The sequence below is a fragment of the uncultured Amphritea sp. genome, from assembly GCF_937127095.1.
Classification (GTDB): Bacteria; Pseudomonadota; Gammaproteobacteria; order Pseudomonadales; family Balneatricaceae; genus Amphritea.
This window is the reverse complement of record NZ_CAKZLP010000079.1, coordinates 1-22,730: the sequence shown is the minus strand read 5'-3', so window position 1 is coordinate 22,730 and position 22,730 is coordinate 1. Positions and strand designations below refer to the sequence as shown.

20 protein-coding genes and 1 pseudogene are annotated in these 22,730 nt (G+C 48.2%); 13 read left to right on the top strand and 8 right to left on the bottom strand.

The annotated features are described in order from the left end of the window. The 4 genes from Q0499_RS21165 to Q0499_RS21150 all read left to right on the top strand — a co-directional run. The coding region (locus Q0499_RS21165; RefSeq protein WP_299204101.1) for a zinc-binding dehydrogenase at window positions 1–677 on the top strand (677 nt) is incomplete at its 5' end. A 16-nt stretch (window positions 678–693) separates the two neighbouring features. Further along, window positions 694–2,124, top strand: coding sequence for an NAD-dependent succinate-semialdehyde dehydrogenase (locus Q0499_RS21160; protein WP_299204097.1), 1,431 nt, complete (start codon window positions 694–696; stop codon window positions 2,122–2,124). A gap of 240 nt (window positions 2,125–2,364) precedes the next feature. Beyond that, entirely contained in the window at window positions 2,365–3,516 is a 1,152-nt protein-coding gene (locus Q0499_RS21155; protein ID WP_299204094.1) for an IS4 family transposase, read from the top strand. A 241-nt stretch (window positions 3,517–3,757) separates the two neighbouring features. Beyond that, complete coding sequence (locus tag Q0499_RS21150; RefSeq protein WP_299204091.1) at window positions 3,758–4,675, top strand: transporter; 918 nt, start codon at window positions 3,758–3,760, stop codon at window positions 4,673–4,675. A gap of 619 nt (window positions 4,676–5,294) precedes the next feature. On the opposite strand, the gene Q0499_RS21145 is transcribed toward Q0499_RS21150, so the two are convergent. From Q0499_RS21145 to Q0499_RS21125, 5 genes and pseudogenes are all read right to left on the bottom strand, one after another. Then, complete coding sequence (locus Q0499_RS21145) at window positions 5,295–6,260, bottom strand: IS5 family transposase (protein WP_299204088.1); 966 nt, start codon at window positions 6,258–6,260, stop codon at window positions 5,295–5,297. A 93-nt stretch (window positions 6,261–6,353) separates the two neighbouring features. Further along, window positions 6,354–6,668, bottom strand: a pseudogene (locus tag Q0499_RS21140) (transposase); the annotation flags it as partial. Between the two features lie 74 nt (window positions 6,669–6,742). Next, entirely contained in the window at window positions 6,743–7,147 is a 405-nt protein-coding gene (locus tag Q0499_RS21135) for an IS3 family transposase (protein ID WP_299204104.1), read from the bottom strand. Window positions 7,148–7,158: 11 nt separating this feature from the next. Beyond that, entirely contained in the window at window positions 7,159–7,281 is a 123-nt protein-coding gene (locus Q0499_RS21130) for a hypothetical protein (RefSeq protein WP_299204085.1), read from the bottom strand. A gap of 190 nt (window positions 7,282–7,471) precedes the next feature. Next, window positions 7,472–7,717 (bottom strand): transposase, encoded by a 246-nt coding sequence (locus Q0499_RS21125; protein WP_299204082.1) that lies wholly within the window; start codon window positions 7,715–7,717, stop codon window positions 7,472–7,474. A 253-nt stretch (window positions 7,718–7,970) separates the two neighbouring features. Here Q0499_RS21125 and Q0499_RS21120 point away from each other — a divergent pair, with 253 nt between their 5' ends. The 4 genes from Q0499_RS21120 (at window position 7,971) to Q0499_RS21105 (ending at window position 13,081) form a co-directional block, all read left to right on the top strand. Continuing rightward, entirely contained in the window at window positions 7,971–9,059 is a 1,089-nt protein-coding gene (locus Q0499_RS21120) for a DEAD/DEAH box helicase (protein WP_363317844.1), read from the top strand. A 278-nt stretch (window positions 9,060–9,337) separates the two neighbouring features. Continuing rightward, complete coding sequence (locus Q0499_RS21115) at window positions 9,338–10,573, top strand: hypothetical protein (protein ID WP_299204079.1); 1,236 nt, start codon at window positions 9,338–9,340, stop codon at window positions 10,571–10,573. Beyond that, window positions 10,566–11,087, top strand: coding sequence for a hypothetical protein (locus Q0499_RS21110; RefSeq protein WP_299204076.1), 522 nt, complete (start codon window positions 10,566–10,568; stop codon window positions 11,085–11,087). Before Q0499_RS21115 ends, Q0499_RS21110 begins: the two co-directional genes overlap by 8 nt. Next, window positions 11,078–13,081 (top strand): AAA family ATPase, encoded by a 2,004-nt coding sequence (locus Q0499_RS21105; RefSeq protein WP_299204073.1) that lies wholly within the window; start codon window positions 11,078–11,080, stop codon window positions 13,079–13,081. The genes Q0499_RS21110 and Q0499_RS21105 overlap by 10 nt, the downstream gene beginning before the upstream one ends. Window positions 13,082–13,472: 391 nt before the next feature. On the opposite strand, the gene Q0499_RS21100 is transcribed toward Q0499_RS21105, so the two are convergent. The 3 genes from Q0499_RS21100 to Q0499_RS21090 all read right to left on the bottom strand — a co-directional run bounded on the left by Q0499_RS21100 (window position 13,473) and on the right by Q0499_RS21090 (window position 17,366). Then, entirely contained in the window at window positions 13,473–15,122 is a 1,650-nt protein-coding gene (locus tag Q0499_RS21100; RefSeq protein ID WP_299204070.1) for an electron transfer flavoprotein-ubiquinone oxidoreductase, read from the bottom strand. A 164-nt stretch (window positions 15,123–15,286) separates the two neighbouring features. Then, window positions 15,287–16,438: an acyl-CoA dehydrogenase family protein gene (locus Q0499_RS21095; protein WP_027855402.1), complete on the bottom strand. Its 1,152-nt coding sequence runs from the start codon at window positions 16,436–16,438 to the stop codon at window positions 15,287–15,289. A gap of 58 nt (window positions 16,439–16,496) precedes the next feature. Then, the gene (locus Q0499_RS21090; protein WP_299204063.1) at window positions 16,497–17,366 is read right to left on the bottom strand and encodes an IclR family transcriptional regulator; all 870 of its coding nucleotides are present in this window, start codon (window positions 17,364–17,366) and stop codon (window positions 16,497–16,499) included. A 240-nt stretch (window positions 17,367–17,606) separates the two neighbouring features. Between Q0499_RS21090 and Q0499_RS21085 the strand changes: the two genes are divergently transcribed. The 5 genes from Q0499_RS21085 to Q0499_RS21065 all read left to right on the top strand — a co-directional run. After that, entirely contained in the window at window positions 17,607–18,392 is a 786-nt protein-coding gene (locus tag Q0499_RS21085) for an enoyl-CoA hydratase (RefSeq protein WP_299204060.1), read from the top strand. Window positions 18,393–18,395: 3 nt separating this feature from the next. Then, entirely contained in the window at window positions 18,396–19,925 is a 1,530-nt protein-coding gene (locus Q0499_RS21080; RefSeq protein WP_027855405.1) for a 3-hydroxyacyl-CoA dehydrogenase, read from the top strand. Between the two features lie 30 nt (window positions 19,926–19,955). Beyond that, a complete protein-coding gene (locus Q0499_RS21075) occupies window positions 19,956–21,158 on the top strand; it encodes a 3-oxoadipyl-CoA thiolase (RefSeq protein ID WP_299204054.1) in 1,203 nt (400 codons plus the stop codon). Between the two features lie 38 nt (window positions 21,159–21,196). After that, on the top strand, window positions 21,197–21,946 hold the full coding sequence (locus Q0499_RS21070; RefSeq protein ID WP_299204052.1) for an electron transfer flavoprotein subunit beta/FixA family protein: 750 nt from the start codon (window positions 21,197–21,199) through the stop codon (window positions 21,944–21,946). Window positions 21,947–21,948: 2 nt separating this feature from the next. Then, on the top strand, window positions 21,949–22,730 hold a 782-nt coding region (locus Q0499_RS21065; protein WP_299204050.1), incomplete at its 3' end, for an FAD-binding protein.

Sequence of the window (22,730 nt, the reverse complement as noted above, 5' to 3'; positions counted from 1 at the left end):
GCGACGGTGGATTTGCTGAGTACGTTATCGTCCCACATCCTCGTTACTTGGTGAATATTCAAGGGCTCGACTACGCCGAAGCAGCACCGTTGGCTTGCGCTGGTGTGACCACGTTCAGTGCTATTTCCAAGTTTGGTAATCGTATTCATGAAAGTCCGGTGGTCATCATTGGTGCTGGTGGCTTGGGGCTAATGGCCATTGAAGTACTCAAAGCAATGGGTGCAAAAGGTGCGGTTGTGGTTGATATCGACGCGGGCAAACGTGAAGCGGCACTTGCTGCTGGCGCGCTGGCTGCCATCGATGCCAAAAGCACTGATGTAGCACAACAGGTTATGCAAGCGACTGACGGTGGGGCTCGTGCAGTTCTTGATTTGGTGGGTGCTACACCGACGGTGACTCTGGCTGTTGAGAGTTGTACACGCGGTGGACACATAGTCATCTGTGGCCTAATGGGAGGCGAGATTACCCTCTCACTGCCAGTAATCCCGATGCGGCCTTTGACGATTGAAGGCAGCTATGTCGGTTCATTGGCTGAATTGCGTGAGTTAGTGGAGTTGGTTAAGTGTACAGGAATGACTGCAATCCCCGTTACGCGTCGGCCAATGTCGGAAATCAATGCTGCCATGCAGGATTTACATAACGGCAAAATAATCGGCCGTACAGTCCTTATCCCCTGAATTTGCTGAGATCCTTATGTATACAGAGCTTAGTCTTTATATTGATGGCCAGTTCCTTCAAGGAGCTGGTCGCCATGAACAGGATGTACTAAATCCTGCCACAAATCTTACGATCGGAAAATTGCCTCATGCGACGCGCGCTGATCTTGATTTGGCTTTGTCGAGCGCAAAACGAGCATTTGACTCTTGGCGTCTTAGCTCAGCGTTTCAGCGCAGCCAGATACTGCGCAAGGTAGGTGAGTTGCTGCGTGAACGTGCACAAATCATCGGTCATTGCATAACGTTGGAACAAGGCAAACCCCTAGCCGAGGCTGTAGCTGAAGTTAGCGTCTGCGCTGAACATGCCGACTGGCATGCCGAAGAGTGCCGCCGAATCTACGGTCGGGTAATCCCGGCACGCAATAGTCAGGTCCAACAGACAGTCTTGCGTGAACCAATTGGAGTGTGTGTCGCGTTTTCTCCATGGAATTTCCCTTTTAGCCAAGCCTTCCGCAAGGTGGTTGCTGCAGTAGGCGCGGGATGTTCAGTCATTCTCAAAGGTTCAAGTGATACACCTAGCGCAGTGGTTGCCATTGCCAAGCTGTTCCACGATGCCGGTTTGCCACCGGGTGTATTGAATGTTGTCTCAGGCGACTCTGGGATGATTTCAGATCACCTTATCAGGTCGCCCGTTGTGCGTAAGGTCTCGTTCACTGGCTCGGCTCCGGTAGGCCAGCAGCTGGCTGCGTTATCAGGTTCTCTGATGAAGCGTTGTACCATGGAGTTGGGTGGGCACGCCCCTGTTATCGTTTGTGACGACGCTGATATAGAAAGCGCAGCGGATATTTTGGCCGGATTCAAATTTCGGAATGCGGGACAGGTTTGTATTTCCCCAACCCGCTTTTTCGTTCAGGAAGGCGCTTATGAGCGGTTTGTTGAGTGTTTCGTTTCCAAAGCTCAGTCTTTGAAGGTGGGTGATGGCCTAGACTCCAGTACCCAGATGGGGCCACTAGCGCAACGTCGCCGGGTCACTGCCATGGAGGGGTTTGTCGATGATGCGCGGCAGCGAGGAGCCAGTATTCTGGCTGGCGGATATGCGTTGCCCGGGGAAGGCAATTTTTTTGCGCCCACTGTAATGGCAGATATTCCGGAAGATTCCCGATTCATGAATGATGAGCCGTTTGGGCCACTTGCCGGTATTGTGCGTTTCAAAACATTGGAGGAGGCCTTGCATCGTGCTAATCGGTTACCGTTTGGTCTGGCGTCATATGCCTTCACAACGTCCAGTAAGAACGCGCATGCAATTTCTCGAGGGTTAGAGGCGGGAATGGTATCGATCAATCATCTGGGACTAGCTATCGCAGAGACGCCGTTCGGTGGCATCAAGGAAAGTGGTTACGGTAGCGAGGGTGGTAGCGAAACCTTCGATGGATACCTTACGACCAAATTCGTAACCCAACTCAATTAAATTAACTCGTTTGTGAAGGTAATACAGCAATAAAGCGTGTCTCATCGCACTCAGGTCGACCAAATAAGAAATAATTTAAATATTTTCTATTCCAAAGTATTTGGTATTGAGGAGCTGCATTGTAACAAATGCATCTTTTAGTGCACTGCTGTCCCACAGTTTGGGGCAGCAAATGAAAAAGCCTGATTCCAAGTGTTATTCTGTTGTTACCACACAATAGAAAAAACAAGGAACCAGGCTTTGTCACATCATAACACCGCTTTTCATCAGTTGCTCAAACCTGTTTCGAGACATGAATTTGAGTCCCTCGCAAAAATACATCATTCCGGCCAGAAGCTGCGCTCTGCTACGCGGTGGGATCAGTTCATTGGCATGTTCATATCTCAGGTTTCTGATCGGCAGAGCTTGAGGGACATACACTCCAACCTGGAAGCTCAACGCCACAAGCTTTACCACCTTGGAGCTAAGCCAATTGCTCGCTCTACACTCGCCCGGCTGAATGAAAAGCAGCCTGCAGAGCTTTATCAGGGGCTGTTCGGAAAGTTGCTTGCCCGCTGTAAAAATACGCCGGGAAAACACAAGTTCCGGTTCAAAAATCCTCTCTATTCGCTGGATGCCAGCGCCATTGATCTGGCTTTGAATCTGTTTCCCTGGGCCGCACATCGGGATGACACCGCGAACGTGAAACTTAGTGTCGGCCTCAATCATGGCACTCTGATTCCAGAGTTCGTGGCGCTTAGTGATGGCAATGAAAACGACATGATAGAAGGACGAAAATTTGATTTTCCTAAGGGAAGTATCGTTGCTTTCGATAAAGGCTATTTTGACTATGAGTGGTATAAGACACTGACAGATAAAGGAATTTTCTTTGTCACACGGCTACGTACTAATGCTGTTTATAAGATTCACGCCGACTATCCGGTAAGGTCAGGCACTGGCGTAATAGCGGATCAGGACATACAGCCAAGCAGCGCACATGCACGGAAGCGAGGCGCACCTCCCATGAGGCGAGTGGTCTATCATTGCTCAGAAACAGACAAAACCTATGAGTTTTTAACCAATCATTTTGACCTTTCAGCCCGAACCATTGCTGGGATCTACAAGGATCGCTGGCAGGTTGAACTCTTCTTTAAAGCCATCAAACAGAGCCTGTCTATCAAGACGTTTTTAGGGCGATCCCGAAATGCAGTAATGACCCAGATATGGATAGCGATGACAGTCTATCTCTTGGTTGCGTACGCTCGATATGCCGCACGTTCAGGCTGGACCGTACTAAGGATGTTAAGGGTGTTGCAGATGAATCTGTTTGAACGAAAGACGCTTCAGGAGGTGCTTAATCCGTCACCGCCCGACCCAAACAAAAACGAGCCTCAGATGAGGCTCGTTATATGATCCCGAAACTGTGGGACAGCAGTGTCTTTTAGTGTGATTTTTTATCATTATAAGTGTTTTTCTATTTTTTGAGATGGCGGTTAAATGAAAAAATATTAATTTTTTGACTTTGACATTTATTTCAATAGGCAGTAGGTGGAGGGGGGGGACCTTAAAGTAAAAATTAAATGTAAGTCTTATAAATAACTTAGCAACCTAAAATCACCATTATTAAAAATAAAAAATAAAAGGAGAAAATATCATGAAATCCAATAAAATTTTTGATCATAAAACTAGTTTAATGTCAAAAATTAATACAGGGGTTTATGGTGTTGCTTTAAAAATAACTCTGACAGCTTCAGTGCTGACTTCTGTGCCAAGTTATGCAATTGATATTGACGCAGGCGATTGGGAGACGGCTCCAGCCGGCACGAATGTTGCCATACTTTATGCGCAGCACGTGAAGAGAGATAAGCTTTATGAGAACGGAAATGTTGTAGCGGATAATGCTAAGCTAACTTCAGATGTTTCTATCCTGCGCTACGTACATTGGACATCACTTGGTGGCCATCCATTTGCATTAGAAGCTCTGCTTCCAATGGGAAGGTTAGAAACTGAAGGTGCTCTATCTTCTCTTGGCAATGCATCTGGTGTTGGTGATGCAATACTTCTTGCTCCAATTTGGCTCGTTGATAATAAGGCCAAGAGAAATTCTTTCGCAGTGGTACCATACGTCTTCGTTCCGACAGGGTCCTACAATAAGGACAAGCCGTTGAACCTAGGTGAAAATCGTTTTAAGTATGACTTACAGCTTGGTTACACCCACGGGATTGGGGACGCATTCAATATTGAACTTGCGGGTGATGTCATGTTCTTTGGAAAAAATCATGATACGTCACTTAGCCAGGATCCACTATATCAAGTGCAAGGGCATTTAAGCTATCAGTTGGACCCAACTATAAGATTAGCTGCAGGATTATCTCACACATTCGGAGGCGAGACATCAATTAAAGGCGTGGATCAAGATGATGAAGTAAAAACAACCAAATCAATTTTGACTTTTTCTAAATTTATTGGTCAAAGAAACCAGATTTTGTTTTCGTACGGAAAGGATTTGAGTGTAGAAAATGGTTTAAAAGAAGGGTCGCGTTTTAACTTTCGTCTGCTTCATGTTTTCTGATGGCGTTTAGGCATTCGCAAAAAAAATATTATTTCGGTAATAGATTTTTTCTGGCATATCCGACTGAAAGTCAATAGAAATAATGACATTCATCAGCACAGAAGCTGTTAGCGATTTAATATTGAGTTAAAAACTATAATCCATTCATGGAGTTGAGTTCTCGTAGGACTTGAAATTCAATTTGGATATCCATTATTTTTTGCCGCCGAGGTCTCCTCGGTGGCAAAAAATAAGGTAATGTATTAAAGTTTTTTGTATGAAATTTATTAATTAAGGGTTGGTCTGAAAGTTGTCGGCTTTTACGGGTGTGTTTCATAAATACCGTTTGAATTTGACCAACCGTAAAACTACCTTGTAGTTGGATTCTCATATTCGTTCTTGTTGGGGGTCGCAGAGACTGCACACCTCATCAGAGAATAGTGTGTCGTTTATCAATTCGAAGAAGCGCACCATGGGACTCTTGCCAGAGTTAGGGAGCCTGTGAACAAGGGTAACTGCGAATAAGTGCCGCTTTTCGTTCCACTCTGCCGACCAAGCCGCAAAGGCGGCCTAATCGCCCAAATATTGCTCGGCTTTATCCATCTGCGCGCTGATTTCCCCGCTGGCAGACGGACTACTCCTATGCTCGCATCATCTGATCCACGCGAGCTATGTTCGCCAGGGCAAACAGCATCGCCAACTTGCTGTCATTCTTCATCAACCCACGATAGCGGGTTTTGGTGAAGCCAAACTGACATTTTATGATCCGGAACGGATGCTCTACCTTGGCTCGGATACTGGCCTTCATGTATTCGATGCTCAGCACTGTTTTGTTGATCCTGGGATGCTTCCTCAGCTCTTTGATCCTGCTGGGCGCTTCGGCGATATGCCAGTCGACCGGTACATCTTTGAGTTCGTCACGCTTCTCTGCTCCACGATAACCATTGTCAGCAAAGACGAACGCTTCGTCTCCGTGAAGTAAGTTTTCAGCCTGGTTAAGATCGTGCTCATTGGCTGCCGTCGTCGTGAAGCTGTGTGTCAGGCCAGAGTTGGCGTCTACACCGATATGGGCCTTCATCCCGAAATGCCACTGATTGCCTTTCTTTGTTTGATGCATTTCTGGATCACGCTCCCCCGCTTTGTTATCGGTGGAACTGGGGGCTTCAATGATGGTTGCATCCATCAACGTGCCTTCTTTAATCAGGACACCAGCTTCGCTGAGCCAAGTGCTGACCTCTTTGAATATCTGGCGGGCCAAGCTATGCCGTTCCAGTAGGTGCCGAAAGTTCATGATCGTGGTGTGATCGGGAATAGAGCTTGTGGAAGATAAGCCTGCAAACATCCGCATCGATGTAATCTCGGTGAGCGCATCCTCCATGGCTGGATCGCTCAGGTTGTACCAGTGTTGCATGCAGTGAATGCGCAGCATCGTCTCTAACGGATAAGGACGGCGGCCATTTCCAGCCTTCGGATAGTATGGTTCGATTACGGCAACCAGACGGGGCCAAGGAATCAGGTTCTCCATGCGGCCAAGAAACTTCTCTTTGCGAGTTTGGCGGCGCTTGTTGTTGAACTCGCAATCAGCGAAGGAGAGTTGGTGATCCATGGGAAGCCCTCAGCACATCAGAGCTTAGATTGTCTCATGCCGAGGGACTTATTCGCAGTTACCCAAGTGTCCGCAGCATGAGCCTGATCACCAGTTCAGTATCTTCCGGTCGATTTCGTCGGTGAGTTTGGTCTGGTTCTTCTTCACCAGTTCGGGCTCAAACGTCCCGGCGCGGTCACGCGGTGTCTCCAGTTCAAAGCTGCCGGTAGCGGCTTTGACGGTCTTGCGGCTACGGCCATTGCGCCGGTTGGGCTGTGTATCGTCGGCAAGATGCTGATCAAGCTCTGCACTCAGCGCCGCTTCGGTCAGCTGTTTGATCAACGGGGTCAGAACGCCGTCCTTGCCGGTCAGGTCCTTGCCGGAACGAAGCGCTTCAAGTGCTTTGTCGAAATCGAATTTGTCGGTCATGTGTCATTCCTGTTTCGCATATGCTACTGAAATGACACAGATTTCTGAACACTACCGTTCAAAAGCATAATGGACTAAGTATCCCAACAGTTCCCTTTGCGGCTCATACTCGGCCGACAGCCATGGCGTTCCATCAACTCCTGGTAACGGTTGGAGCGGTACTGGACTCCCCTGTCCGAGTGGATGATGAGGCCCGGCTCGATATCCCGTCGCTTAAATGCCATTTGCAGTGCGTCAGTAATCAGTTGTTCGGTCATGCTGGTATCCAGCGCCCAGCCGACGATACTGCGAGAATACAGGTCCATTACCGTGGCCAGATACAGCCAGCGATCCCTGACCCAGATATAGGTGATATCCGTCGTCCACTTCTCGTTCGGACGTTCAGCATTGAATTGACGCTTGAGGAGATTATCGGCGACGCCGGTCATCGCTTCGGTGTTCGGCGAATACTTGAAAGCCTTACCATTACGCGCCCTGATGCCGTTATGTTTCAGGATATTGGCGACATAGTTAAAGAGCAGTCGACACCCAGAACATTGAGTTCCCTGGCGATTCTCGGTGCCCCATAACGGGCTTTGTAGGTAGCAAAGGTGTCCATGACCTGCTCGTCCATGACCTGCCGCCTGAGCACCCGTGTACTGATGTCACGGCTCAACAAGCGGTAATATCCTGATGCCGATACGTTTAACATTCGACACATCAGGCGTATCGCATACTGCCCTCGATACTCCTGTATCAGAGCGTACTTCACTCGTGCTGGCTCGCAAAGTACGCAGCCTTTTTTACGAACTCAAGCTCCTTCTTCAGTGCATCGCGCTCGCGCTTGAGCCGCCGAACCTCCTCGCTGATTTGGAATAATCAACACCGTTCAAGCTATTGAACTGCTTCTCCGATAATCGGCTGAACTGACGCCTCCAGTTGTAGATCTGACCGGGATGAATCCCCAGTTCTTTAGCTACTGAAGACGCTGTATTTCCAGGTTGATCCGCACGTTTGACCGCTTCGCGACGGAACTCTTCCGTATAGTGCTGATACTTTTTCCGGGCCATCTTACACCTCCTCGTCAGGCGTAAACCTAACTATAGAAGGTGTCTACTGTTCGTGGGTAACTCGGAAAGCTAACGAAAGAGCAAGCAGACTCGATAGCTACATATCTTCTGGAAGAACTCAAATAAGTATAAGAGAAAAGGCGCTTCCCGTTCGAATTGCTATTGAGCATGTGCGGATAGGTTCCTTGCCTCGCAACTCCCGCTACTGATGCGGTAGAATCGCCTTTTAATTTGTGTTCGGACTTCTACTGTTTTGATCGATATCACCGAACTTCGCAGACGCATCGCTGACTGCCGTATCGCGGACCGTTTCAAGCTCCAGAGGAAGCTGAACCAGCTCAAGGCAGATCCCGATGGCGCAAAGCTGCAACTCTTGGCTGAAGAGATAGAGGCTTCGGTAGCCGGGGTGGAGTCGAGAAAGGCTCTCACTAACGCCATCAATTACCCTGATCTGCCAGTCTCTGCACGGCGAGAGGAAATTCTTGAAGCGATCCGTGACAACCAAGTGGTGGTGATCGCGGGTGAGACAGGTTCAGGTAAAACGACTCAGATTCCTAAAATCTGTCTTGAGCTGGGATTGGGCTGTGCCGGCATGATCGGTCACACCCAGCCACGTCGTCTTGCTGCCAGAGCGGTAGCGTCCCGTATAGCGGAAGAACTGAATACCAGCTTGGGCGAAAGGGTAGGCTTTCAAGTTCGCTTCCATGATCAGGTGAGTGATCAGACTCAAATCAAGGTGATGACGGACGGTATCCTGCTTGCCGAGACACAGAACGACCGATTCCTTGAAAAGTATGAAGTGATAATTATTGATGAGGCTCACGAGCGAAGCCTCAACATTGACTTCCTGCTGGGCTATATCAAGAAGCTCCTTCCTAAGCGTCCTGACCTGAAGCTGATCATTACTTCAGCCACAATCGACGTTGAGCGATTCTCAAAGCACTTCGACAATGCACCGATCATTGAGGTGTCTGGTCGAACCTATCCTGTCGATATTGTTTATCGCCCTCTCCACGAGCTGGAAAGTGAGGATGAGAAGAGTATCGACCTGCAAGAGGGCATTCTTTCGGCTGTTGAGGAGTTGAGAGAGCTTGGTATGAAGCAGATGGACGGTGGACCGACCGACATTCTGATCTTCCTGCCCGGTGAACGAGAGATTCGAGAAACGGCTGATACCCTGCGTAAAGCGAACTTGCGCGACATAGAGATCTTGCCGTTGTACGGGCGGTTGTCGTTGGCCGAGCAGAACAAGGTTTTTGGCAATCAAGGCGGCACTAGGCAAAAATTGATCCTTAGCAGCAATGTAGGGGAATCAAAAAGACCAAATTTGGTTCCATGTTAAATCGTTTAAATATCAATGTGTTAGTGATTTTTTGTGCTCGATTCTATCTTTTGAATAATTTCCAGTGGCCTTACCTCTTAAGAGGTGCTGTTGGTGAAAACTGGTTTTGTCCGGTAATCTCACGAGGGTGGTGCCAAGGAACGTTTGCTAGTCGTAGGCTAAGACTGGGTGAATGACGAGTGCTACGTGATGTGCCAAGACTGGAGTGTGTACACTGAAAGGGCAGCCTAATCACCTTGGCAAAAATTAACTTGAACTAGAAGTGGCGACATTTGCATATGGCGGCGGAGACTATAGATAGGGAAGCTGGGGACTCCGGCAAAGGCTTTAGATTGCAGCTCATAAGAGCTATAAAACTCATGCTTGATACCATTGAGCAGGATGCCAATGCTGTTTTCTTCACGGCAGTTGAAAATCTAGAAGATGTCTCCCATCAGATCATTCAAGATGGCGAAGTATACAACTATTTTGAAGAAGATAAGAACTACGATTTAAGTGGTAATTTCACCATTTTTAGTCCGCCAGTTATAAATACTATTGTCAGCTTCTTTGACATATACATAGATCAATTTCGAACTAGTAATAATGTTTTTCTTGGGTTTTATACTACTAGGAATTTTGGCAAAGAACGAAAGAAGAATCTTGAGAATGGGGTAACCCTATCCTTACCTGAAAAGCCGGTTCTTGAATATTTGGTGTCTATTGATGATGCGCCAGATGAAACGATAAATTTAGTTAGACAAGTACTGCTTGAGGAATATGAGAGGCAATACAAAGATAAGTCGAGTTCTGGAAATATTGGAACGTTAAGAAATCAGTCTGTTCCTCAATTTAGGTCTTTTTTATCTAGAATTAGATGGTATTTTGGTCAAGAAGATGAAGGCAAACTAAAAAGAACTGTCTTGACTGATATTCAAAATTCTCCTTTGCATAATAATGCTCATATAGGTAAAGAACAAATAATTTTCGCTCTGCTGATGGACAAGCTAAGTGAAAGGCAGAATAGTATAAATCTAGTTGATAAGTTGGTTCATAGTTCCGATGTAAAACTAATATTCAAGGACGCAGAATCACAGCTTCCTGATGAGAGTATCGATCCAACTTGGCGGTATATTGCGGAGTTAGAGAACGAAGTTACTGATAAGAGGAATTTAAAAGAAAAAGTTTTATCAGTAGTAAGAAATGTTTCAGAACGTAGAATTAGGCAGTATTCCAGAAAAGCTAGTAGCTCGAAGTATGAAGAGCGCGAGGCCGATAAGTCCTTTTTGTCTTTGAAATATCGTGTATATGAAGCCTGCGAAGAATATTTTCTAGATGAGAGATATATATCTCCGAAAAATGGAGAAGATATAGATGGCGTTCTTCGATCTCTTGTCTCTAAGGCAATGTCAGATATTTCGAAATTAAAAGAAGATTATAGGTACACAGTATCAAATGATAAGACCATCGAAGGTGTGATTTGGAATCTATTTGATGGCTGTTTCCTAGCTTTTGAAGAGTGTGATGATGAGTGATAAAAGTGCCAAAAAAAGGCTGATGTATCTGAGTGGAGACGATTTCTATCTTTATTGTTACTCTATTCTTATTATTTTGAATGTTCTTGGTTGTGTTGATGGAAAATATTTCCGAGATTACCGCAAACTTGCCTTTTTGACTGATATTATCAACAATAGTAAAGTTGTTTATATTATTTTGCATTCTTCAGGTCGTAAGTTGAATCCAAAAGACTGTGAATGTTTGCTAGATAGCTATTCAAGCGGCCTAATGCGAAGAAGTGAAATATTAAAACTTTTGTTTGCCCTTGAGAAAAAAGGATATGTCAGCCTCAATAAAGGTAAGGCACAAGAAATAGATGTATCCTTGAAGAAGGAAAATTTGCCGGATGAGTTTTTAGATAATTCTGTTTTTGAGATGGAGTCTAAGAATATATCGGATGTCTCCAAAAAGGTTCGTAGGTTAGCGGCACTTACATTAGACACAATGTTAGGCAAAATATACGTAGAGAATGGAGTCCGCACATGGGGCTGATGCGAATTAATAAGCTTATTTATAAAGGAAATAAATATAGCTTCGAATCTAAGGAGTTCGATAAGAGAATTGTTCTTATTGAAGGCGATAATGGAACGGGTAAAAGTACGTTCTGTAATCTTATTTACTTCGCATTGGGTGGTGAGGTGCCGATTTTTCGTAAAAATAATGATAAACGGCATGACGAAATAACTTCAGATAGTGACAATTATGTTGATCTTTATTTGAGCCTAAATGATGGTGATTTTCTACTTAGACGTTACTTCGGAGATAATGAGATCACTGTCATTCCTTATAAAAGGGTCGTGGATAGAAAATATGCTGAAGATGGAAAAACATTAGTTGCAGAGAATGTAAAATTTTTACTCTCTGAAGACAATGCTGAAATTTATTCTGTAAATAGAAGTAAGGATAGCGTTGTTTTTTCTGATTGGATTCTTGGAAAGTTGGATATTTCGGTAGTCGAGCTTTTTCATGGCTACAATACGTTTAAAATTAACATATCCGACTTGATGCGACTGATTTATCACGATCAACAGCCAAATCCTGAAGGAATTTATAAAAAGCCTGATACGAATTCAACTTATGTTTCTGATTCTGAGTTGGTTAGGAAGGCAATATTTGAGCTTTTGGTTGGTAAAGCATACTCAGAATACTATGACTCTATAGTAGAAGAGAAAAAACTAGCAAGAGAAAAAGTTATTGCTAAAGAGGTCGTTAGTGAATATACACTATTGGCCGATAAAATGCGGAAAAATGGCGAAGCAAAAAATGTTAGTTTTTTACAGAAAGAAATTTTAGAAAAAGAACAGCAGATTGAAAAATTGCATGAAGCAAGACTGGCTTTCAAGCGTAATAGATCTGGAACTAATACAATTAATCAGGATATTGAATCATGTAAATCTGATTTGATTGAATGTGAGCTTAATCTTAGTCGTCTTAAAGAAGTTCTTGTGGCCGCTCTTGATGAGAGATATAAATTGAGTGTGGTTAGGAGCGAATCTGCATCTGAGATTGGCAGGATAGAAAAGGTCATATTTTCTCATGATCAGCTTAATCTATTTACGTCAGACACTTGTCCCTACTGCCTAAGTCATGTTGATCGTGTTGAAGGGCATTGCGTCTGTGGTGCTTCTATTGATGAAGCTCAGTACGAGAGATTCTTTTATACGTCAAAAGAATACAAAGATATACTAAAGTCAAAGCTAAAGACACTAGCTACTATTAAGACTGCGTATGATGATTGTGATGCCGAAGTTCAAAAGACTAAAGCTGAAATAGAGCAGTTTGAAAAGAAAGCGATGAATCTGCGTGAAAAACTAAAGCAGATGTTAGATCGCGTGGATGAAGTTGTTGATATAGAGAGTTTGAATGATATTGATGATAAGATTTTGCAGCTCCGTGAGGATGTTGCCAATCTTAATCGGTTACTTGAAATAGAGTCGAAGCTAGAGCGCTTCCAGAAAGATTTCGATAGAATAAGCTCTAGGTCTAAGGAAGCGGAGCTTAAAAGAAAGGGACTCGAAATTAAAGCTCAGCAAGATGTTACTTCAAAAGTTAACGCATTCAGTAAGAAGTATAATGAGCTGATGAAAGATACATTGCCTGATTGCCGATCAGCTAAAATCAATCTTGAGAATTATTTACCTTCTATCAACGATGGTTTGTATCGGGAAACTAGCTCGTTGGTTTCTATTAGGCTTATGTATTTCATTACACTCATGCACTTGGCACTTTCTGATAAAACAGTAATGTTTCCAAAATTTTTGCTAATTGATACTCCAGAAACTGCTGGGATTGAATTGGAGCACCTTAAAAACTGTATTAGTCAGTTAAAGAAATTGGAAAGTTATGGAGTAGATTTCCAAGTTGTTATTTCAACAGGTTTGAACAAATATCCTGAAACTTTAAAAGACAATCGTGTTCTATTTATGCCTGACAAGAAGAAAGAGCACATGCTACTGAAAGAAAAAAGTGATTCAAATAACTTATAAAAACTCAATATGTGTTTTCATATTCTCTCGTTCATAGAGATTCTTTCTCTATGATGCTATGAGAAGATAAGTCCGACAAAGGCTGAGTGTACAGAAACAGTTGTGGATTCAACTGATCGACGCAACACACTGAAGTTGGTTCGTCTCAACGAGTAGAAGGGCGATCTCTATGAGTCACGCATAAAATAGTATTAAACCGTTGGCAATTTAGGTATGACTGTACAAAAACAGTCTGTACAGATCCGGCTGAAAGCCGCATGGTTGCAGACCTCTTCTCGACAGAAACTGCCGCCGGGTTAATAATATGACTACTTTTTCCTAAAAAAAGGCCCGGAGAACCGGGCTAAATGAGGGGCTCAGGATAGAGCGTGTAACAACGGATAGAAATTTCTTACATGTTCGGGTAATTGGGCCCGCCCAAGCCTTCAGGGGTAACCCAGGTGATGTTCTGGGCCGGGTCTTTGATGTCGCAGGTTTTGCAGTGCAGACAGTTCTGACCATTGATCTGGAAGCGCTGACCACCTTTGTCCTCAATGATCTCGTACACGCCTGCCGGGCAGTAGCGCTGTGCCGGTTCGGCAAACAGTTTGAGGTTCTTCTGCAGCGGGATATTGGCATCCGCGAGCTTCAGGTGACAGGGCTGATCCTCCTCGTGATTGGTGTTGGACAGGAACACCGAGGACAACTTGTCAAAACTAAGTACGCCATCCGGTTTTGGATACCTGATCGGCTCATAGTGCTCTACCGGCCGAAGTTGTGCGTGATCTGGGTGGTTGTCGTGCAGGGTCACCGGAATGCGACCAGCGAACCAGTTCTGATTGATGTAGTTGAATGCACCGCCCATCAGCTTACCGAACTTGTGCATCGCCGGACCGAAGTTGCGAGAGCTGTACAACTCGTCGAACAGCCAGGAGGATTTATAGGCATCGGTAAAGCCGCTCAGGTCCTTGCCGCCTTCGTCGTCCTTGCTAAGCGCGTCGAAGATCGCCTCAGCCGCCAGCATGCCCGACTTCATTGCTGTGTGAGTGCCCTTGATCTTGCTAACGTTCAGCGTACCTGCATCACAGCCGACCAGCAGGCCGCCGGGAAAGGTCATCTTTGGCAGCGAGTTGTAGCCGCCCTTGGCGATGGCACGGGCACCATAGGACACCCGCTTGCCGCCGTCCAGATGACGCTTGAGCACCGGATGATGCTTCAGCCGCTGGAACTCGTCGAACGGACTCAGGTACGGGTTCTGGTAGTTCAGGTCGATGATCAGGCCCACCACCACCTGGTGGTTGTCGGTATGGTAGAGGAAGAAACCACCACTGGTCTCCTTGTCCAGCGGCCAGCCGGAGCCATGTACCACCAGACCGGGTTTGTGCTGCTCGGCCGGAATATCCCAAAGTTCCTTGATACCCAGGCCGTAGTGCTGGGTATCGGCACCCTTGTACAAGCTGTACTGGCTGATCAGCTGTTTGCCCAGATGACCGCGGCAGCCTTCGGAGAAGACGGTGTATTTGGCGTGCAGCTCCATGCCCGGCATGTAGTTGGGTCCCTGCTCGCCTTTGGCAGTCACGCCCATGTCACCGGTGGCGACACCCTTGACGCTGCCATCCTCGTTGAACAGTACTTCCGCCGCGGCAAACCCCGGGAATACCTCGACGCCCAGCGCTTCAGCCTGCTCCGCCAGCCAGCGGCACAGGTTGCCCAGGCTGATGATGTAGTTGCCCTGGTTGTGCATGGTTTTGGGCACAAAGGCATTGGGGATTTTGGTGCCTTTCTTATCATCGTTAAGCAGGTAGACTTCATCTTCTGTCACTGCTGTATTAAGTGGTGCTCCTTTTTCTTTCCAATTCGGAAAGAGCTCATCCAGCGCCCGCGTTTCCAGTACAGCGCCGGACAGAATATGGGCGCCCACTTCAGAACCCTTCTCCACGACACAAACAGTCAGTTCTTGCTCGTTTTCCCATGCCTGCTGCATCAGACGGCAGGCAGTAGACAGACCGGCGGGGCCAGCTCCAACGATGACTACATCGAATTCCATCGATTCGCGTTGCATATGTAACTACCTAAAGTGCTTTAGCTCAGATGTAAATCTGCTGAGACTGAGGTACATAGCAAGGCACCTCGTGTCTGTATTCACGCTAATACTTGATGATGCATTCAGCTTTAAACCCGGCTAGAGGTAGAAAGCGGCAAGCGGACATCAATTTACTAGCGCAATCACTCAGCGTCGCGAATCATGTTTCGTGCGATTACAATCTGTTGAATCTGTGTTGTGCCTTCGTAAATACGGAACAGGCGCACATCGCGGTAAAAGCGCTCAATGGCATACTCGCTCACATAGCCAGCCCCGCCATGGATTTGGACGCAGCGATCGGCAACGCGGCTACACATTTCAGTTGCGAACATTTTGGCGCAAGAGGCTTCGGTGCTGACATTCAGGCCTTCATCACGCTTGCGAGCAGCATCCAGTACCATGCAGCGGGAAGCGTAAATTTCTGCTTTGCTGTCAGCCAGCATGGCCTGTACGAGCTGGAAGTTGGCAATGGGTTGGCCGAACTGCTTGCGTTCCATCGCGTACTTCAGTGTATCGTCAAGCATTCGCTCGGCCGCACCCACACTTAACGCTGCAATATGCAGGCGACCTTTGTCGAGCACTTTCATCGCTGTTTTGAAACCGACGCCTTCAACGCCACCGATAATGTGATCAGCTGGAACACGGACATTCTCGAAGATGACGTCACAGGTGTGGGCCCCTTTTTGTCCCATCTTCTGATCCGGCTTGCCTAGCGTAATACCCGGTGTTGAACGGTCTACAATGAATGCGCTGATACCACCGGACCCTTTGATCTCGGGGTTAGTGCGGGCCATCACGGTGTAGACACCGGCTTCTGGCGCGTTGGTGATGAAGCGTTTGGTGCCGTTCAGAACGTAGTGGTCGCCATCGCGAACCGCGGTGGTTTTCAGGGAGGCTGCGTCGGACCCTGAATCGGGTTCGGTCAGGCAGAATGAACTCAGCAGTTCACCACTGGCCAGTTTCGGCAGGTAGTGCTGCTTCTGCTCCTCGGTACCGTCCAGCAGAATACCAATAGAGCCGATGCCGTTGTTAGTACCGATGTAGGAACGGAACGCCGGAGAGGTGCGGCCCAGCTGAAAGACGATGTTGACCTCTTCTTCCATGGTCAGGCCCAGGCCGTCATACTCTTCCGGAATGGTCAGACCGAACATGCCCAGCTCTTTCATCTGATCGATGACGTCCTGAGGAATGGCGTCGGTCTCAGCGACTTCTTGCTCCCGAGGAATTAGCACCTCGTCAACAAACTGGCTGAGGGTATCGGTAAGAATGTTCAGGGTTTCCGGGTCACGGATCATAGATTCTCCTCGGCTGTTTAACGGCCTTGCTTTGTATGGCCCGTCACCCTGACTGGGGTCAGCGGGTGGCTGAGCCAATATTGTTAACCATGTTGATCAAGCGAGGACCGATATCGTCCTCCAGTTTTTCCCGAGAAAGCTGGAAGCTCGGGCCTCCACAATTAAATGTCAGAATGCCGTATTGCGCATGAACCAGAGGCACTGCCACTGAGTTGACGCCACTTTGCCATTCGCCGACTGATAGGCAGTACCCATAGTCCTCGTAGTCTCGAAATGCTCGCTCAAGCCCGCGTCGAATTTTTTGCCAGTCGTCGGGGTTTCGCTCGCGTATATGATCCAGCAGAAACTCGCGTTCACTTACAGGCATCGCGGCTAAGCAGGCCCTGCCGGCCGAACTCTCCGTAATCGACAGATAAGAGCCGACCTGCCTTCGCATGGTCATATTTCCTTTACCTTGCACTACATCCAGGTAGACCATCTGCAGGCGATCCCGGGCCGCCATCGCCACGGCCGCTTGGGCATAATCAGCGAGCTCTTCCATAAAAGGATGAGCAATACTGCGAATGGACAAGTTAGCCAACATGGCGTAACCAAAGCCTAAAACGCCAACATCAAGCTGATATTTACCTGAGTGGACTTCCTGTTTGAGGCAGCCCATGTGCATTAAGGTTTTGGTCAAACGTGTAACGGTCGGTTTAGGCAGACCCGTTCTCTTTGCTAGCTCCTGATTTCCCAGCACGCTTTCGCTAGGTGTAAAACACCGCAGCAACTCTAATCCTCGCGCCAAGGCCGTTACGATTTGTCCTCCCTTCTCATCTTCATTGCTATTAGGCATTAAAGGCGACGAAGAAAAGCGCTCGGCTTTACCGCTCTCTAGGCTTGATAGAGCCCTCTTGCCGGGACCATTTCCGGCTGATTCTTTATTCATAGTAAGACCCACTGATTTGAGAAGTCAACAATAATAAAATCATGTTTCACTATGCGGAATATCTCACCGATGGCCGTTGTGATCAATAGGTGTTAGTGATTTTATTTATCTATATGAAAATAAATGGGTTATTAAATTATTTTTATCTCGTTGTTTACATGTTACAGACATGCCGTCTAAGATGTTAGTTATATCGGAATCAAGTTTCGTATAGCGAAACATATAATGGTGGATTATGAGATGACTGCCGAAGACACTCTGGTTACACGGTCGGAGATTAGAAGCAATGGTGTCGCTGTTGTTCGTATACATCGTCCCGAGGCTAAAAACGCACTCAACACAGAGGTTCGCCAATGCTTGGCTGAAACATTCCAAGCATTGGCTGAGGATGTCCGGGTGCGTGTCATCGTATTGACCGGCAATGAAAAATACTTTGTCGCTGGGGCTGATATACGTGAATTGGCTGAGGCTGGCCCCACTGAAATGCACTTGCGTCATAACGAACGGTTGTGGGAGGCCATCGGTCGTTGTCCGAAGCCGGTTATTGCAGCCGTTCAGGGTTATGCCTTGGGTGGTGGTTGTGAGCTCGCCATGCACTGTGACCTGATCATCGCCAGTAATAAGGCTCGGTTTGGTCAGCCTGAAGTCAAACTGGGCATTATGCCCGGTGCGGGCGGTACTCAGCGGCTGATGCGTGCTGTCGGTAAGTTCCAGGCCTTGCGGATGCTCATGACGGGGTGTTTGGTGAATGCGCAAGAAGCCCTGGCCATGGGGCTTGTCAGCGAGATGGTTGAAGACTCGCAAACCCTGAGTCGCGCTCTTGAGTTGGCTGGAGAAATGGCGCTGCTGCCACCACTGGCGCTGGAGCAAATCAAGGAAGTGGCTCTGGCCGGTGCTGACCTCCCGCTGGAAGCTGCACTCATGCTTGAGCGCAAGGCGTTTCAGCTGCTGTTTGATACCAAGGACAAGCAGGAAGGGGTTGCTGCCTTTTTCGAGAAACGCCAAGCCAATTATTGTGGGGAGTGAAGTATGACAGCAACGATTGAACGGATGGCGGTGGTAGGTACCGGCATTATGGGTACTGGTATCGCACAAATTGCTGCTCAGGCTGGTATCCAAGTGAAGTTATACGACGCCCGTGAAGGTGGTGCACAGGTGGCCTATGACAACCTGCAGGCTACGCTGGACAAGCTAGTGGGCAAGGGCAAGATCTGTGCAGAAGAAGCCAAGTCTGCGTTGGCACGGTTGTATGTTGCGGACTCGCTGGATGAGTTGGCTGATGTTCAAGTGGTTGTCGAAGCGATCATTGAACGGCTGGATATCAAGCAGAGTTTGATCAAGCAGCTGGAAGAGGTGGTGCCCGAAGACTGCATTCTGGCGACGAATACATCTTCACTATCTGTGACCAGTATTGCCAGCCAGGCCAAGCATCCGGAGCGGGTGGCGGGTTTCCACTTTTTTAACCCGGTTCCGCTGATGAAGGTGGTAGAAGTGATCGATGGGCTAGCAACCGATCCAGCTGTCGGCGATACCCTGCAGGTGTTGGCTGCCCGGATGGGACATCGTGGTATCAGGGCCAAGGACACCCCCGGATTTATCATCAATCATGCCGGTCGAGCATACAGCACCGAAGCTCTGCAGATGTTGAAAGAGTGCGTGGCTGCCCCTGCCGATATTGACCGTATTCTGCGTGAAGGACTTGGCTTTCGGATGGGGCCGTTGGAACTGTTCGATCTGACAGCGCTGGATGTATCACATCCTGTCATTGAGTCCATTTACAACCAGTTCTATCAGGATCCCCGTTATCGGCCTTCCCATCTGAGTCAGCAAATGCTGGATGCGGGCTATGTAGGACGTAAGGTCGGGCGTGGTTTTTATCGCTATGAAGATGGCCGGATGATCAACCCGCCGCAGCCCCAGCCGGTACCGGTCGTTGATTCGTTCCCACCAGTCTGGGTCGGCGCTGAGGACGAAGGTGATCGTGCTGCTTTGATTGCGCTGTTACAGGAGCTGGGGGCAGAAGTCGAACAGGCGAAAAAACCGTCTGACTCCGCACTCTGTTTGCTGGCGCCCTATGGGGTAGATGCGACGACAGCGGCAGTCCAGTTTGGGACAGATGCTACACGTACGCTGTGCATCGATATGCTAATTGATGTGAAACGCCACCGTACGCTGATGCAAACGCCGGCCACGCTGCCGGAAATGCGCATGGCTGCACATGCGCTGCTGGCGCGAGATGGTGTTGGCGTGACCCTGATTAACGACAGTGTTGGATTTGTCGCGCAGCGGATGCTGGGCATGATCGTCAATCTGGCCGGCGATATCGTGCAGCAGCAAATCACCAGTATCGATGACCTCAATGAAGGTGTCAGTCGTGGGCTTGGATACCCACATGGTCCGCTGCAGTGGGGGGACCTGGTTGGTGGTGAGCGTTTGATGAAAATTCTATCTCGTATTGAAGGCATCACAGGTGATCCGAGATATCGGCCTGGGCCTTGGTTGCGCCGGAGGGCAATGCTGGGGCTTTCGTTATGCCATCCAGAACACGCTCTGAACTGATAAAACACATGTTTGTGAGAGGAGTTTTATATGCTTGATGCTTATATTTTTGCAGGGGTGCGTACCCCATTTGGTCGTCATGCCGGCGCGTTGTCACCTGTTCGTCCGGACGATCTCGCGGCACATGTGATACGTGAGCTGTTGAGTCGTAGTGGCGTGCCTGGCGATGCAATCGAGGATGTGATTCTGGGTAATACCAACCAGGCGGGAGAAGACAGCCGTAATATGGCGCGTCATGCCTCGCTGTTGGCGGGCCTGCCCGTCACTGTTCCTGCGCAGACCGTAAACCGTTTGTGTGCCAGCGGCTTGGCGGCCGTGATTGATGCTGCACGTGCCGTCACGTGCGCAGAAGGCGAACTGTATGTGGCGGGTGGTGCTGAAAGCATGTCGCGTGCACCCTTTGTTTTTGCAAAGACAGAACACCCCTTTAGTCGTGATTTTACTGTGTTTGACAGCACGATCGGGGCGCGTTTTCCAAACCCCAAAATTGTCGAGCAGTTCGGCAACGATAGCATGCCTCAGACAGGCGATAACGTAGCCAAGAAATATGGTATCAGCCGGGAAGAGGCCGATGCCTTTGCCGCAGCCTCTCAGGCAAAATTTGAAAAAGCCCGGGCGGAAGGTTTCTTTGAAGATGAAATTGTGCCGGTGTCGGTACCAACCGGGCGCAAAACTCCACCGCGGGAGGTTGTGGCTGATGAGCATCCACGCCCGTCGTCAGACATGGCTACCCTGTCACGGCTGAAGGCTTTGTTTGAAGGTGGTGTGGTAACAGCGGGCAACGCGTCCGGCGTAAACGACGGTGCTGCTGCATTGCTGATTGGTTCGCGGGAAGCTGGCGAAAAATATGGCTTGCAACCGATGGCGCGGATTCTGTCCAGCGCGGCAAGTGGTGTCGAGCCGGCAGTGATGGGTGAGGGGCCTATTGAGGCCATCAAAAAGGCCGTGAAGCGTGCCAACCTGACGCTGGATGATATGGACATCATTGAAATCAATGAAGCCTTCGCATCTCAGGTACTGGGCTGCCTGAAAGGTTTGAATGTGTCCTTTGACGATCCGCGAGTAAACCCGAACGGGGGTGCTATTGCTGTGGGCCATCCCTTGGGAGCGTCTGGGGCGCGTTTGGCATTGTCCACGGCTCGAGAGTTGCAGCGCCGTAGTAAACGTTATGCCGTGATCAGCCTGTGTATCGGCGTAGGCCAAGGCTTGGCAATTGTTATTGAGCGTGTTTAACACGGTTGAATTTGAACCTTTCATAGCAGGAAGAGCATATGAAGATCCTTGTAGCGGTTAAACGCGTGATCGATTACAACGTCAAAATTCGTGTTAAAGCGGACAACTCTGACGTTGATCTGACCAATGTGAAAATGGCGATGAATCCATTCTGCGAAATCGCAGTGGAAGAAGCGGTTCGTCTGAAAGAGAAAGGTATCGCGACTGAAATCGTTGTTGTATCGGTTGGCCCTAAAGAGGCTCAGGAGCAACTGCGTACGGCACTGGCACTGGGTGCCGATCGTGCGATTCAGATTGAGACTGACGAAAAAGTAGACTCGCTGGGCGTTGCCAAACTGCTGGCCAAGTTGGTGGAAGAAGAGCAGCCAGGTCTGGTTGTTCTGGGTAAACAGTCTATTGATTCTGATAACAACCAGACAGGTCAGATGCTGGGGGCACTGACTGGCATGCCTCAGGGTACTTTCGCGTCTGAAGTGGTTGTTGATGGTGAAAAAGTGAATGTAACCCGTGAAATCGATGGCGGTCTGCAGACTGTTGCGCTGACCCTGCCAGCGATTGTGACCACCGACCTGCGTCTGAACGAGCCGCGTTATGCTTCTCTGCCAAATATCATGAAAGCTAAGCGTAAACCGCTGGATGTTAAGACCCCTACTGATCTGGGTGTTGATGTGGCGTCTAAAGTAAAGACCCTGAAAGTTGAGCCGCCTGCAGAGCGTAGTGCAGGTATCAAAGTGGGCAGCGTAGACGAGCTGGTAGAAAAACTGAAAAACGAAGCGAAGGTGATCTGATCATGAGTATCTTAGTTGTAGCTGATCACAACAATGCCGCTCTGGTTGGTGCGACTGCAAACACAGTTGCAGCTGCACAGCAGATCGATGGCGATATTACTGTACTGGTTGCAGGCAGCAACTGTGGTACGGCGGCTGAAGAAGCTGCAAAACTGAGCGGCGTTGCAAAAGTTGTTGTTGCTGACAACGCTGCTTATGAGCACCTGCTGGCTGAAAACGTATCGCTGCTGATAGCAGAATTGGGTAAAGACTTTTCTCACATCTTGGCACCTGCGACTTCTAACGGCAAAAACATCATGCCTCGCGTTGCAGCGCTGCTAGATGTTGCTCAGATCTCTGACATCGTCGCGGTTGAGTCTGCTGATACCTTTAAGCGTCCTATCTACGCAGGTAACGCGATCGCTACTGTTCAGTCTGAAGATGCGATCAAAGTGATCACTGTCCGTGGTACTGGTTTTGATGCGGTTGCAACTGACGGTTCTGCTTCGGTTGAGTCTCTGGATAACACACAGGATGCCGGCAAGTCTGCATTCGTTGGTGAAGAGCTGGCGAAATCTGACCGTCCTGAGCTGACTGCAGCAAAAGTTGTGATCTCCGGTGGTCGCGGTATGGGCAATGGTGAAAACTTCGAGCTGCTGAACAAGGTTGCTGACAAGCTGGGTGCAGCAGTTGGTGCATCCCGTGCAGCTGTTGATGCTGGTTTTGTACCAAATGATATGCAGGTGGGTCAGACTGGTAAGATCGTGGCACCTGAACTGTATATTGCAGTTGGTATCTCCGGTGC